This is a genomic window from Acinetobacter sp. PW68 (assembly GCF_020982655.1).
GTDB classification, from domain to species: Bacteria; Pseudomonadota; Gammaproteobacteria; order Pseudomonadales; family Moraxellaceae; genus Acinetobacter; species Acinetobacter towneri_A.
In genome coordinates this window covers 59,511-73,680 of sequence record NZ_JAHZSX010000001.1, presented here as the reverse complement: position 1 = coordinate 73,680, position 14,170 = coordinate 59,511, and the positions used below count along the sequence as shown (strand labels likewise).

Genomic DNA, 14,170 nt, shown 5'->3' with positions numbered 1-14,170 from the left:
CAATAGCCGAATGATGTAAAGCTACAACAACCAACCTAACTTAGCCCTTTGCGCCCTATCGCAATATGAAGATCACCACATGAGGGCTGCATCACAAGTATGGCTTAGCTTGCCATCTGTTGTATCACCTGCTGAATGGCTGCAGTGGTTTTTTCTATGCTGTCATTGCTTAAATTTGGATGAACCAAGAACATTAAACTGGTTTCGCCCAATTGCTGTGCATTGACCAAACGCTGTACAGGTCGCCATGCTGTGCCATCAAAGGCGTGTTCCAAATATACTTCTGAGCATGAACCACTAAAACAAGGTATATTCAGGGCATTCATTTCCTGCATGATACGATCACGTGACCAACCTGCAGGTAACTGTTCGCTATTGACCTGCACATAGCACTTGTAGTTGGCATGTACATAGTCGCTGTCTGGGTAATGCACAGTAAAATATGGACTGTCTTGAAAGGCTGCCAAAATGCGCTGTGCATGCTCGGTACGTTTTTGTGTCCATTCAGGCATGCGCTGTAATTGTATACGTCCAATCACCGCTTGCATTTCCATCATGCGCCAGTTAGTACCAAATGAGTCATGTAACCAGCGAAAACCTGGTGGATGTTGTTTGTGATAAATGCTGTCGTAATTTTTACCATGGTCTTTATACGACCACATTTTTTTCCATAGGTTTTCATCGTTGGTGGTGACCATTCCACCTTCGCCACCTGTGGTCATAATTTTGTCCTGACAGAACGACCACGCACCAATATGTCCTATTGAACCTGCAGCTTTGCCTTTGTACATCGCACCATGTGCCTGTGCACAGTCTTCAATCACATACAGACCCTTTTCTTTTGCCATTTGCATAATCGGGTCCATATCACACATCCACCCTGCCAAATGCACACAAATAATGGCTTTGGTATTTGGAGTCAGTACCGCTTCAATGGTACGGGCAGAAATGTTTTGTGAATCGAGTTCTACATCTGCAAAAATGGGGTTGGCACCTGCTGTCACAATGGAGCTTGCCGAAGCTAAAAAGGTGCGTGAAGTGACAATCACGTCATCACCCGTGCCAATGTTCAAGGCTTTGAGTGCAACATCTAAAGCGACAGTACCGTTAGCAAGTGCCACGGCATATTGGGTTTGCGCAAATTGGGCAAATTCTTTTTCAAATTCGCGGCACTCTTGCCCTGTCCAATAGTTGACTTTATTCGACAGTAAAACTTGAGATACGGCATCTGCCTCTTGTTGAGTAAAGCTTGGCCATGGTTCAAATGCAGTGTTAAGCATACTTTATCCTAGAATATTAATCGTATTCGTCTTGAAATTAGTTCTTTTTCAACAGTCGCGCAGGGTTACCAACAACGGTCACACCTGCGGGTACACTTTTAGTCACTACTGCGCCCATACCAACCACCGCACCCCGACCAATAATTAAAGGTTGGTCTGGTGTACCTTGTTTTATCACCGCACCCGCACCAATGTAGGCATGGTCATGAATGTGAATATTGCCATTACACTGAACACCTGGGGCAAAAGTTACAAAGTCACCAATCACGCAATCATGTTCTACATAGCTATACAAATTGGCATGAAAGCATTTACCAATTTTTATATTTGAGGTAACGCTCACAAAAGGACTGAGTGCTGCACCTGCAGCAATTTCAACCTCATCCATCAGCACTGCATTATCTGCCTGAACACTCCAGAGCTCAATTGCATCTTGTTCAAGTTGTATTGAAATTTTTTCACGTACTTGACTATTGGCAATCGCAATTAATACATGTTTTTGAGTCGCAGGGTGTGCTTTAAATGCCGCATAATTCATGGCTCGATGCGAATTGATTATGGTTTCTGCAACTAAGCTATCATCTATAAATACGATTTCAGCAGGATTTCCCAAACGCTTTAATTGGGCTCTTGCCACTGGCATCAAGCTACGCCCACAGCCTGAAGCACCATAAATTGCATATAGTTCAGTCATGCTCTTGATCCGATTTTGTACCTGTAAATTTAGTCATAGTCGCTTCACCTTCTGCACTAATATCATCCTTCGCAATCACTTTCTGTACAGTTTTCAACATTATTTTAAAGTCCAATACAGTTGACTGGTTTTCGACATACCATGTGTCTAATTTGAATTTTTCTTCCCAGCTAATGGCATTACGTCCATTCACTTGTGCATGACCCGTCATACCTGGACGCACATTATGGCGCTTTGCTTGTTCTTCATTATATAAAGGCAAATATTCCATAAGTAATGGACGTGGGCCAACCACGCTCATATCACCTTTTATGACATTCCAGAGCTCTGGCATTTCATCTAGACTGGTTGAACGCAACATTTTACCGAATGGTGTTAGGCGCTCACTGTCTGGTAATGGATTGCCTTTTGCATCCACAGCATCTTTCATGGTGCGAAATTTAATCATTTCAAAAGGTTTGCCGTGCAACCCAGGACGAACTTGGCGGAATAAGACTGGTGAACCTAAGTTTTTCTTCACTTTATAAGCTACAAAAGCATATAAAGGAGAAAGCAGAATGAGGGCGATAGAGGCGATCATAATATCGAGCAGACGTTTCAATTTAATCACCAAAAATTGCTTTAAATAACTTTTTAGATATTTGAGTATAACTTAAATAATTCACTGCAAATTCATGACCATTTCTACCCATCTCTAACCTTGTTTCATCACTTAGATGATAAAGTTTTAAGATTGCTTCACAAAGTAGTTGTGAATCGCCTGATGGAATTGAAAAACCACTCATAGATTTCTCAATCAAGCATCCTGCACCGGAATATGCATGTACAATTGGTTTTCCCGAATATAAGTATTCAGGCACTTTATTAGGAGCGACTCCAAATCTATACAGAGATATGTTTTGAGAACCAATAAAACAGACATCAAATAATTCAATTATTGACTGAACCTGTTTTTTAGGAATTGGTTCAATAAAAGTAACATTCATCAAACCATTATTTTTAACTAAATCTTCTAATTGCTTTTTGTCCTTACCTCCACCTACCAATAAAAAATGAATTTCTGGATAGTCTTTAAGTAGATTTGCAGCTTCTATTAAATTATCAATTGCATTTGCTGTACCAATTGTACCTGTATAGCCAATAATGAACTTATCTGTAGGAATCTGACTTATCACGTCTTCAGATAACGGTTCTTTATTTTCAACTTCCGGTATCGAAATTCCATTTGGTATCCAATGGAATTTATTTTTATCCATTCCTCTAGATACCATATGTTCTACAGCATTAAATAGATTAGAAAAGACAATATCTGATTTTTGATATGCTCTATCTTCTATCCATTGCATAAGTTTAATAAAGGGATGTTTCTTTGAAATCCCTCCAAGCTCTGTTAGTGTTAAAGGCCAAATATCCCTAACCTCAAAAACGAAAGGAACTTCAAATTTATTTGCTAAATTTTTGGCGCCCATATAGCCTATTAAAGAAGGTGAAGAATAGATAATTACATCTGGCTTCTCTATTTTCAAAGATGCTAATTTTCTTAATTTCCATGAAAATTCAAACCAGTTCAATACTCTTCTACGACTATGCGCACCATCATAGGCTGGTAGCTTTACCCAAATGAAATTAAAATTGTCCTCAATTTTTTCAATAAGAAAATTCTCTGACAGGTTCTTTGATACTCTTAATAGGTGGTGTGAGTTAGAAGCTATCACATACACTAAATGCCCTTGTCTAGCTAACTCCTGAGCCAAGTAATAATGACGACCACCCAGCCCATATTCTGGCGTGGAAGAATATTCATTGATAAACCAAAAAACCTTTCTCATTTTTAACGTTTCACTAATTTTTTTGCAGGATTTCCAGCAACAATTGAATCGAATTCAACATTTTTTGTGACAACAGCACCTAACCCTACAAGTGCATTATCCCCAATTTTTAGTTTTTGATTAATAGATGCATTGGGCGCAATCCAAGCATTCTTTCCGATTTCAACGCTACCGCTTACCTCAGCGCAAGCTATAACAAATGCACCATCATGAATTATTACATTGTGTGCAATATGAACTAGATTATCTATCTTAACTTGATCATGAATGACTGTATCAGAAAGTGTCCCTCTTGCGATCGCAACACACGAACCCACTTCAACATTCTGGCCAATTCGTACCCTACCTAAATGAGGAAAACGTACGATATCATTGCCAATACGCTCAAATCCAAAACCATCACTACCAATTGAAGCACACGATCTAATTCGGGAGTTATCACCAATTATTGTACCTTTATGAATCACAACATTTGGTTCAATAACTACATTTTTTCCTATATAGCAACCTGACTCAATAACAACATTTGCCCCAATGACTGCTGTTGGATCAATGATTGATTCTTCATTGTACAAATCAAATCCAATATTTTCATTCAACCAAGCTAAAACTTGAACAAAATGGGTTCTAGGATTTTCAGAAAAAATAACTTGAGCATTATCTAAAACTTGATTTGAAATCAGAATAGAATTATTTGGCACTTCTATATTTTTATTACAAAAAGCTAAGCTGCCTTCTAAATAATTATTTAAAGGTGAAATAGACTCTATTAAGTAATCTTTTTCAGATTTCCATGCTATATCTAATTTTTCAAAAACTGCTTTTATTGAAACCTTTGACTTTAATTTATAACCCATCTTATCACCTCAAAACATTCAGCATATTTATGATTAACTTGTAGCCCACGTGTATAAGCCAATGAACGGACGAACTCTTCTGACATATAAGGACGATGTGCTTGAGAAGCATATTTTTGTAGCGCATTAACTTTCGCCATGACATGAGCTTCATCTAGTTTTACATACAAGTGATTTTTAAAATCAAAACTATTCCAAATAAGCTCATAACCTAATATGGTGGTATTCTTAAAAGCCCTAATACCTTCTTGCATTATAACCTGATGATCTTGATGTACATCAGATGTAGATGGTATTAAGACTAAATCAAAGTTATTTTCTTTACGGATTTTGATTAAATCATCCAATATTTCTTGTCTATGTAAATCAAAGTTACGAACTGGGTAATTTTTAACCACCAAATCAGAAATACCTAACTCTCCAGTTGCCAAATGTACTTCTTTAACTAAAGTATCTCTAGGAAAACCATCAGGTAATGATTCAGGTGCAGAAGAGAAAGCTACATACTTTATATTCGCACCTTGTACAGATAATTTTGCAATAAAACTGCCCGCCCCTAACTCTCCATCATCAGTATGAGGAGCTAAAACTAAAATACTTTTAAAATTCATCAATTAATAATTCCTAGAATGTTTGAGTTCAATGGTTGCATTAAATGCATTTACCATTTTTTTTATACTAACAGGCCATAAATAATTTTCTAAAACATACTTTTGTCCGTTAGCTCCTAGTCTTTGAATAAGTTCAGGATTTAAAACTAGCTTACTTAATGCCTCAGAAGCCTCATTAATATTTTCGCTTTCAACAATTAAACCTGTATCTTCATGAACCACTACTTCGGCTAAACCACTTACATTAGAAACAACAACAGGGCATTGATTCAATCCCGCTTCAAGGATCGCCACACCAAAACTTTCGCTTCTACTTAAAGCAACATAAATATCAAGTTTTGCTAACTCTTCTGGAACTTGCTCATGATTAACTTGTCCAATAAATTCAACCAAATTATATATATTTAAACTTGCAGCTAATGCTTGTAATACCTCTAATTCTTGCCCGCCACCAACAATTCTTAACCTAAGAATTTCAGCCAATTGAGGATGAGAAGCTTTCAATTTATTATAAAGAATAGCAAACGATTTAATTAGCAAATCTATGCCGTAAACAGGTTTTAGGGATTTTACGGTACCAATAACAATCTTATCTTCTGACAAATAGCCTGATGCTGAGTAATTTCGTTCTTTATAAAAAATATCTTTATCTATACCAAATGGGGTAATAAAAATGGGTTTTTTTAAGGCAACCAGTTTATTAGTTTCTAAAGCCATACAATGACTTGTTGATGCAATTGCATCCGCTGCTAATAAATTTTTATTCACTAGCCAGTGATGAATAAATGATTTTTTAGGAAATAAATAAATATCGCTTCCCCATACAGACAAAACATAAGGATGATAGTTAACTAAACGTGCAGTTGTCCCATAACCACTTGCATAATGAGCATTTACAATATCAGGCTTGATAGCTAACAATAATTTTTTTACTTGCGCTACAATTAAAAAATATCCCAAAACCCCACGATTAGGCAGTTCATAATATTGAATACCTTCGTTAAGTTTATGCATTAGAGGATGTTGACTAATAAGATAAACTTCAAGTCCAGCTTCCTGCAATCCATTTGCCCAACGGATTGTATGTATACTATTAGCTCCAGAGAGGATTACTATTTTCAAAATAAATTTCTCAGCGTTGAATATTCTTTTCTCTTAAAGAGAAAATCAAATAAATAGTAAATATAAATAATAGTCTTGGATCCAAAGTGAATGAACTAGGCCATGCTATAATTAGTCCAGCAAAAACTGTCAGACATAACAAAAAATCAGGAAAATTTTTATTTTTATTAAAAACAGAGGTAAGAAAATACAAATAAAATACAAATAAAAGCATCAGAGAAAAAGCACCATAAACTCCTAAATAAAATGCATACTCATTATCCAAGGCAGTTGCATTAGGTACTAAATCTTTGCCATAACCGAAAAAAAACATTATAGGATTAGAAAATGACAAATCCAATACTGCATCCATTTTCTCCACTCTAACCTTATAAGAATTACGAGTTAACCCTTCCTCGAATAAGGAGATAAGATATCCAAATTTATTTAAAAATTTATAAAATATGACTCCCATCCCTAAAATAACATTAAAAAAAACAAAAAAAACATAAAAATTTAATACTTTTCTTTTATCTATAATAAACAATATAACCAAAGAAAACAGAGTCACTAAACTTATTGCAACCAAACTAGTTTGGGACTGCGCAAAAACAACACTAACAGCACATAGCAACATAAATATAATATTTATTGATTTTCTTTCCTTAAAGAACAAAAAATTTGATAAAAAATAAACATATAAAATAGTAAACATTGCACCATTATTTCCAGGACCAGTACTCAACCCAATTGCTCGACTGGAAATAATTAATGAGTTTTCTACTTGTAATTCTGAACCATATATTCTAGATAAATTCAAAACTGACTCAAAACCTAAATACTGAAGGCAGCAAATTATTGTTACTACACTAGTATAAGAGCAAAATAAAAAATAAATATTTTGTCTATTAATATTAATTGCTCTATAACATAATAAAAAAAGCAGTGTTGGTAAAAATCTAAATATTTCCGTAGCATTCCTAAAAAAATCAGAACCCAAGTATATTGAGCTTACAAATACATTAAAAACAATCAAAACAATCAATATTAAAAAATATCTAGCATAAAAACTTATATTTAGCTTTACTCCATTAATCAATATTAGCAAGCTTGCACCCCCTAATAAAACAAAATGATAAATATTGTAATATTTTGTCGGGAAAAAAAGTGCAAAAAAAATAAGAATTAAAAATATTATTTTATTTATCATTTTCTGCTACCAACTCAAAATAAATAAAAATAAAATTAAGTATATAATCAAAAAACAAATAAGATTAAGATAAACCATTTTAAGACATACCCAAGTTTTTTAAAGCAGTCTTTAAATAATAACCTTTTTTAATCTTATCATTTTCTTTATTAATTGAATTTTCATTCCAATTTTTATCTAAAGAATTTAATTCATATAGGCTATTAATACCCTTTCCTAAAAATTCCTTTTCAATTTTAGCAAATATATAACATTCATTCCAAACAATAAGTGGTATTTTATTGCTCAAATAAAATGAAGTTTTATGAGGTAAATTTATATGTAAATATTTTCCATAATTTCCTGAACACGTTTCAATTGATTCTCCATCCCATATAAGGCCAAACAAAATACCTCCAAAGTAATTTATCCGTGTATCTGCATCAAAAGATCCAATATAATTTACATTATCTTTTAATTCTATATTGTTATCAAAGTTATCGCCCATTAGAAAAAATCTCACATCACTAACTTCGCTAAGTTTTTTTAAGTATCCCGCTTTATTTTTATCTAAATTTCCAGCAATTAATATATTACATTTAAAATTTTTAGCTTTCTCTGATAAATCAATTTTCACTACTTTTGATGGCTTATTAGCTACATAATAATCCCATAACTCTAAACAGGCAATTTTCTTATTTTTAATACCCAATTTATTTTCAATATAATCTTTCATAGCATCATTTAAAGATATAATATAATCAGCATATTTAAGATCCTGTGCTTCAATACTTGCATCGTTTTTAAGACGTATACTTTCAAGATCGTGAATTAAAAATATTGTTTTTACCCTCTTAATTTTTTTATAAAATTTCAAGATATTTCTCTGCCCTATATTGTGTGGGTACTGCACAAAAAGAATACTTTCCTTTTTGATTAAAAAGGAAATAAAATAAAGTTTACAATTACTAGTAAAAATTTTAAAAAATATTTTTAGAATTATAATACTTTAAAGACTTATAGCCTTCTTCTTTCAAAAAATAACTAACATCTAATCTAGCTTTTCCTCCACCTGTCTTCTCCCTCAAAGTCGAATGATTATCCCATGAGTAATAATTCATTTTTTTCCTCGCTTTAAAACTATTAACATTAGTATGAGAATATATGCTTCAACTAAGACCGCTAAAACAGCAGCTCCAACAACACCATACCCATTAATAATTGGATAAATAATTAACAATGTAATTAAACATGCACTAAACCAAATCTTATTCAATGCTTTTGAATAACCTTTAGGGATTAAGGCTTGTATAGAAATCACACTAGAGAGTCCAACTAGCACGGGCATTATAGTAAATATATATATAACTGAATATATATTTGGTAAATTTTCAGCATTCAAAAATTGAATAATATCATCTATAAAAGTGAATAAGATAAGACTAGCGATTGCAGTTATTATAAATGTAAAAGCAATTGAAATTTTAAGCAATCTGTCACTCTTCTCAATATCATTTTTCTGTAAGAAAGAAATTCTTGGAAAAATAGCCCTACTTATTGGATTCAATATAAATCTTATTGCCTTTTGAATTCTATCTGCAACTGAATAAGTTGCAACAACAGTACTATTAGTTACTAGGCCCAATATTATTGGAATAGAATTAGTATACAAACTAATCCAAACTTGGGACGTAAATAAAGTAAAACCATCTTTCAGGGATATTACTATATCTGAAATACTTATTTTTGTTAATTTATATCCTTTTTTATATAAAAAACAAAAACAAAGGCTACCTGAAATTAAATTATTAATTGACTGAAAAAACAAAGCAACATCTAAATCATCACTACTATTTACAAATAAAAATATACAACTAAAACAAAATATTTGACTAACTAATTGTGTTAATGCAACAAACTTTAATTCCTCAAGTGCTTGCATCAACCAAATTGGAAAAATAACCGTACCAGCTACGGCTATAAAACCTATATAAAGAAGGTCAAATTCACTTTTAAGGTCATCAAAAATTAATACGCCAGCACTTAATATTAATAAACACACCATTAATAACAAAAGCTGTGAAAAAAAATAACCACTGAATAATTTATTTACCAGAATTACTTGCTTTCTTATAGGTGAAATTTTATTTACTGCAGACCATTGAAAGCCATATGTTACAACTACAACAAAGTATTGTAAAACTAGCTGGACAAATACTATTTTACCCCACCCTGAAGCACCTAAAGTTTTTAACAAGTAAGGTATTAATAATAAGGGTAAGATATAATTTAAAACCTGCACAAAGCTTAATGCAAAAATATTTTGCATTAAGCTTGAATTGATTAATTTTTTTAAAAATAGCAATTTTTTTACCTTAGATTTATTTTACCTGTTCCCTTAGTCCGTTTACAATTAGACTTTGATCATGTTTTTCTAAATATGGATGCATCGGTAAACTCATTACACGTTCAGCAATTGCATCACCAACAAGTAAAATAGCATTTTCATTAGCAACAGCTGGTTGTTTATTCAATGGAATTGGATAATGTACAGCAGTTGGAATACCTTGTACTTTTAGCTTTTCCTGAACCTCACTGCGGTAGTCTACTTGAATCGTATATTGCGCCCAAGCACTCGTATTATACGATTCAATAAATGGTGTGCTTAAAATGCCCACTTCATTTAATAATTGAGTATATGTTTCCGCTACACGCTGACGTGCTTGTATTTCATCATCCAAAATTTCTAATTTGGGTAACAAAATTGCCGCTTGCAAAGTATCTAAACGACTATTTACCCCAATACGAATGTGATGATAACGACGATCTTGTCCATGACGGGCAATTTGACGGATCACTTTTGCCAGTTCTTCATCATTGGTAAAGATCGCTCCACCATCTCCATAGCAGCCCAAAGGCTTACTTGGGAAAAAGCTGGTACAAGCTACTGTACTCAAGTTACAGCTTTTACGGCCTTTATAAGTCGCACCAAAACTTTGTGCAGCATCCTCGATCACAGGAAGATTATATTTAGCAGCAATGGCGTTAATAGCATCAAAGTCAGCACATTGACCATATAAACTGACAGGAATAATCGCTTTAGTGCGGGGTGTAATCGCAGCTTCGAGCTTTTCAACATCCAGATTATATGTTTTAGGGTTTACATCCACATATACAGGCGTTGCACCCAATACAGCCACTGTTTCAGCTGTTGCAATATAGGTAAATCCTGGGGTGATCACTTCATCACCCGGGCCAATCCCAAATGCCATTTGTACAATTTGCAAAGCATCCGTACCATTCGCACAGGTAATACAGTATTTTGCACCCACATATGCTGCCAGTTTTTCTTCAAGTTCTTTAACTTCAGGACCAAGAATATATTGGCCATGTGTTAAGACATTCTGAATCCCTGCTTCAATCTTATCCTTAAGACGTGCTTGTTGTGCTTTTAAATCAATAAATTCAATCATGCTGCCGCCTGCTCTTTGGTCACAATCTTACCATTTAAGCGATAAATTGCCCCTGTGTGTTCACACGCAACTTGGGCTTCACCTTCTAAAGGTAAATCTAACTGCTCGCCAAATTCACTCATCCAGCCAATTTGTTTTGCAGGAACACCGACCATCAATGCATAGGCAGGTACATCTTTATTGACAACTGCACCAGCACCGACAAATGAATATTCACCAATGGTAATACCACAAACAATGGTACAGTTTGCACCCAAAGTCGCACCTTTTTTTACAAGTGTATTACGGTATTCGTCTTTACGTTCAATCAGTGAGCGTGGATTATATACATTGGTAAACACCATGCTCGGCCCACAAAACACCCCTTCTTCAAGAGTAACATTGTCATACACCGAAACATTATTTTGTACTTTGCAATGATCGCCTATCACAACCTTATTGCCTACGAAAACGTTTTGGCCTAAAGATACCCCTTGTCCAATTTTGGCACCGCCACAAACATGCACAAAATGCCAAACACGAGAGTTCTCACCAATTTGAGCACCCTCATCGACAATTGCACTTTCATGTTGATAAAAACTCATCGTGTTCTGCCTTATTATTTTACTTTTACTAATAGAGGGTGTGGGTTGCTCGGATTTTCAACAATTGGCGCAACACGGATCACTTCAACCGTTTCAATTGCAGCACGGTTTTCTTCTACGCCATAGCCCTTACCAGACAAAATACGTTGGTAACTTTGGGTGTGTAAGTCTGTAAAACCACCTGAAAACTCAAGCTCTTCATTTTCAATGGTAATACTACGGTAGGTTAATTTCTCACCTTGCACCGCATTTTCAGGTAAATTTTTGGCATCAATAGACAAGAACCAGCGTACACGGGCACGTTCATACTCTAAATAACCCGATGCGGTTTTTTCATCACGATAATGCACTTCATTTTTCACAATTTTGCCAAAAATAAAATGCAGCATGTCATAAAAATGCACACCAATATTAGTTGCTACGCCACCCGACTTATTATCTACTCCCTTCCACGATTTTAAATACCACTTACCACGTGAGGTTAAATAAGTTAAATCTACATCAAAAATTTTACCTGCAGGTGCAGCCTGAACTTTATCACGCAACGCGATAATAGAAGGGTGCAAACGTAGCTGTAAAATCGAGTTTACTTTTGCACCATACTGTTTTTCATATTCAGATAAAAGGTTTAAATCTTCTGAATTCAATACCAATGGCTTTTCACAAATCACATCTATGCCATTTTTTAAGGCATATTTCATGTGTGGCGCATGTAAATAGTTTGGTGAGCAAATCGCAACATAATCTAGCTTTTCACCTTTGAGCTTTTGATCCTCTACATAGGCTTCAAATTCTTCAAATTCGGTAAAAAACTCAGCGTCAGGAAAGTGGCTGTCCATAATACCAACAGAGTCGTTAACATCCATTGCGACTGCCAAAGTGTTGCCTGTTTCTTTAATGGCTTTTAAATGACGTGGTGCGATATAACCTGCAGCACCAATCAGGGCAAATTTTTTCATATTTTTACTACAATCTATTTTGGGTGAATCTTATAAACGGAATACGGTAAAACCTTGTGCTGTCATTTCATCACGGTTAAACAAGCTTTTTACATCGGTCAATACAGGTTGTTCGGCTTTCACATAGGCACGTAACTGTTCAGGACTCAAAGCACGAAACTCATTATGTCCCACAGCAACCACTAAACTGTCCACAGGGTGTTCAGCATCCACCTGAACCAAGTCAATTCCATATTCATGTTTAACTTCTTCGGCATCGGCCCAAGGGTCACACACTGCAACCTTAATGCCCCATTGATCGAACTCTTTAATTACATCTACAATTTTACTGTTACGAATATCTGGGCAGTTTTCTTTAAAAGTGATGCCCAAAATACCAACAGTGGCTTTGGTTACATCAATATTATTTTTCACCATTCTTTTAATGGTAGCACGTGCAACATAACGTGCCATATTGTCATTAATGCGACGACCCGCCAAAATCACTTGCGGATGATAACCAACTTCCTCTGCTTTATGGGTTAAATAGTACGGATCGACCCCAATACAATGCCCCCCCACCAATCCTGGACGGAACGGTAAAAAGTTCCACTTACTGCCTGCGGCTTCCAACACATCTAAAGTATCAATACCAATACGTGAGAAAATCACCGAAAGCTCATTCACCAAAGCAATATTTAAATCACGCTGAGTATTTTCAATGACCTTAGCTGCTTCCGCTACTTTAATACTCGATGCTTTATGTGTACCCGCAGTAATAATGCTGGCATAGACTTGATCTACAAGGGTGGCAATTTCTGGGGTACTACCACTGGTAATTTTTTTAATTTTAGTCAGGGTATTGACTTTATCGCCTGGGTTAATACGCTCTGGACTATAACCTGCAAAAAAGTCCTGATTAAACTTTAAACCAGACACTTGTTCCAATACTGGAATACACACTTCCTCTGTAGCCCCTGGGTATACCGTAGACTCATACACCACGACATCACCACGATTTAACACTTTACCCAATGTTTCACTGGCTTTTATTAAAGGAGTTAAATCAGGGCGGTTCACTTCATCTACAGGCGTTGGCACAGTTACAATGAAAAAATTACAGCTACTTAAGTCTTCTAAGTTAGCTGAATAAGTCAGTTGCGTTGCTTGTTTGAGCTCTTCTGGAGACACTTCTAAAGTGTGATCTTGCCCACTTTGTAATTCTTGTATGCGTTTTTGATGGATATCAAAACCAACCACTGGCAATTTTTTTCCGAATTCAACTGCCAAAGGTAAACCGACATAGCCTAAACCAATAACGGCAATTTTTAGCTCAGAGAGTTGTAGCATTTTAGCGCCTTTAAATTTATATCTGTATTTTATGAAGAAAGAATCTTTCGGCAGGAATACTAACAGAAATTTATGAAATTTCTATTATGATTTGTGCTCAAATTAGTTGAAAGATGCATCAGTGTGTAGTTTTTGTGAATATTCCACTTTTTAAATTTTGAGTAAATTCACAATTTGCGATTTTTATCACTTTGCGCAAAGAATTTGACAGAATCTGCAAAATGATTACAAATTGCTATGTACCTATTTGACAAGTTCGGTAAA

At 34.9% G+C, this 14,170-nt stretch carries 14 protein-coding genes; all 14 read right to left on the bottom strand.

Annotated features, from left to right (window positions below; translation table 11 throughout):
* Positions 1 to 104 precede the first annotated feature (104 nt).
* A complete protein-coding gene (locus K1T76_RS00300) occupies positions 105 to 1,280 on the bottom strand; it encodes a DegT/DnrJ/EryC1/StrS family aminotransferase (RefSeq protein WP_230243700.1) in 1,176 nt (391 codons plus the stop codon).
* Positions 1,281 to 1,317: 37 nt separating this feature from the next.
* Positions 1,318 to 1,974, bottom strand: coding sequence for a NeuD/PglB/VioB family sugar acetyltransferase (locus K1T76_RS00295; RefSeq protein WP_230243699.1), 657 nt, complete (start codon positions 1,972 to 1,974; stop codon positions 1,318 to 1,320).
* Complete coding sequence (locus tag K1T76_RS00290; RefSeq protein WP_326845732.1) at positions 1,967 to 2,575, bottom strand: sugar transferase; 609 nt, start codon at positions 2,573 to 2,575, stop codon at positions 1,967 to 1,969. The genes K1T76_RS00295 and K1T76_RS00290 overlap by 8 nt, the downstream gene beginning before the upstream one ends.
* Before the next feature lies 1 nt (position 2,576).
* Positions 2,577 to 3,803 (bottom strand): glycosyltransferase family 4 protein, encoded by a 1,227-nt coding sequence (locus K1T76_RS00285; protein WP_230243698.1) that lies wholly within the window; start codon positions 3,801 to 3,803, stop codon positions 2,577 to 2,579.
* A gap of 2 nt (positions 3,804 to 3,805) precedes the next feature.
* Positions 3,806 to 4,660, bottom strand: coding sequence for a UDP-3-O-(3-hydroxymyristoyl)glucosamine N-acyltransferase (locus tag K1T76_RS00280; protein ID WP_230243697.1), 855 nt, complete (start codon positions 4,658 to 4,660; stop codon positions 3,806 to 3,808).
* Positions 4,645 to 5,271 (bottom strand): PIG-L deacetylase family protein, encoded by a 627-nt coding sequence (locus K1T76_RS00275; protein WP_230243696.1) that lies wholly within the window; start codon positions 5,269 to 5,271, stop codon positions 4,645 to 4,647. Before K1T76_RS00275 ends, K1T76_RS00280 begins: the two co-directional genes overlap by 16 nt.
* A gap of 3 nt (positions 5,272 to 5,274) precedes the next feature.
* Positions 5,275 to 6,393: a glycosyltransferase gene (locus K1T76_RS00270; RefSeq protein WP_230243695.1), complete on the bottom strand. Its 1,119-nt coding sequence runs from the start codon at positions 6,391 to 6,393 to the stop codon at positions 5,275 to 5,277.
* Positions 6,394 to 6,403: 10 nt separating this feature from the next.
* Positions 6,404 to 7,582: a hypothetical protein gene (locus tag K1T76_RS00265; protein WP_230243694.1), complete on the bottom strand. Its 1,179-nt coding sequence runs from the start codon at positions 7,580 to 7,582 to the stop codon at positions 6,404 to 6,406.
* A 79-nt stretch (positions 7,583 to 7,661) separates the two neighbouring features.
* Entirely contained in the window at positions 7,662 to 8,474 is an 813-nt protein-coding gene (locus tag K1T76_RS00260; protein ID WP_230243693.1) for a hypothetical protein, read from the bottom strand.
* A gap of 204 nt (positions 8,475 to 8,678) precedes the next feature.
* Positions 8,679 to 9,926, bottom strand: a complete 1,248-nt coding sequence (locus tag K1T76_RS00255) for an oligosaccharide flippase family protein (protein ID WP_230243692.1) — start codon at positions 9,924 to 9,926, stop codon at positions 8,679 to 8,681.
* 16 nt (positions 9,927 to 9,942) lie between these two features.
* Positions 9,943 to 11,034, bottom strand: a complete 1,092-nt coding sequence (locus tag K1T76_RS00250) for a DegT/DnrJ/EryC1/StrS family aminotransferase (protein WP_230243691.1) — start codon at positions 11,032 to 11,034, stop codon at positions 9,943 to 9,945.
* Positions 11,031 to 11,618 carry an acyltransferase gene (gene wbpD / locus K1T76_RS00245; protein WP_230243690.1) on the bottom strand — a complete coding sequence of 196 codons (588 nt, stop codon included), beginning with the start codon at positions 11,616 to 11,618 and terminating at the stop codon, positions 11,031 to 11,033. Before wbpD ends, K1T76_RS00250 begins: the two co-directional genes overlap by 4 nt.
* A gap of 14 nt (positions 11,619 to 11,632) precedes the next feature.
* Positions 11,633 to 12,577, bottom strand: a complete 945-nt coding sequence (locus K1T76_RS00240) for a Gfo/Idh/MocA family protein (protein ID WP_230243689.1) — start codon at positions 12,575 to 12,577, stop codon at positions 11,633 to 11,635.
* Between the two features lie 30 nt (positions 12,578 to 12,607).
* Positions 12,608 to 13,906, bottom strand: coding sequence for a Vi polysaccharide biosynthesis UDP-N-acetylglucosamine C-6 dehydrogenase TviB (tviB, locus tag K1T76_RS00235; protein ID WP_230243688.1), 1,299 nt, complete (start codon positions 13,904 to 13,906; stop codon positions 12,608 to 12,610).
* Positions 13,907 to 14,170: the final 264 nt, after the last annotated feature.

Bases quoted from the DNA above. Each gene is read 5' to 3' on its own strand.
- K1T76_RS00280 (WP_230243697.1), bottom strand. From the start codon at position 4,660: ATGGGTTATAAATTAAAGTCAAAGGTTTCAATAAAAGCAGTTTTTGAA.
- K1T76_RS00265 (WP_230243694.1), bottom strand. From the start codon at position 7,582: ATGATAAATAAAATAATATTTTTAATTCTTATTTTTTTTGCACTTTTT.
- wbpD (WP_230243690.1), bottom strand. From the start codon at position 11,618: ATGAGTTTTTATCAACATGAAAGTGCAATTGTCGATGAGGGTGCTCAA.
- K1T76_RS00275 (WP_230243696.1), bottom strand. From the start codon at position 5,271: ATGAATTTTAAAAGTATTTTAGTTTTAGCTCCTCATACTGATGATGGA.
- K1T76_RS00300 (WP_230243700.1), bottom strand. From the start codon at position 1,280: ATGCTTAACACTGCATTTGAACCATGGCCAAGCTTTACTCAACAAGAG.
- K1T76_RS00295 (WP_230243699.1), bottom strand. From the start codon at position 1,974: ATGACTGAACTATATGCAATTTATGGTGCTTCAGGCTGTGGGCGTAGC.
- K1T76_RS00250 (WP_230243691.1), bottom strand. From the start codon at position 11,034: ATGATTGAATTTATTGATTTAAAAGCACAACAAGCACGTCTTAAGGAT.
- tviB (WP_230243688.1), bottom strand. From the start codon at position 13,906: ATGCTACAACTCTCTGAGCTAAAAATTGCCGTTATTGGTTTAGGCTAT.
- K1T76_RS00240 (WP_230243689.1), bottom strand. From the start codon at position 12,577: ATGAAAAAATTTGCCCTGATTGGTGCTGCAGGTTATATCGCACCACGT.
- K1T76_RS00285 (WP_230243698.1), bottom strand. From the start codon at position 3,803: ATGAGAAAGGTTTTTTGGTTTATCAATGAATATTCTTCCACGCCAGAA.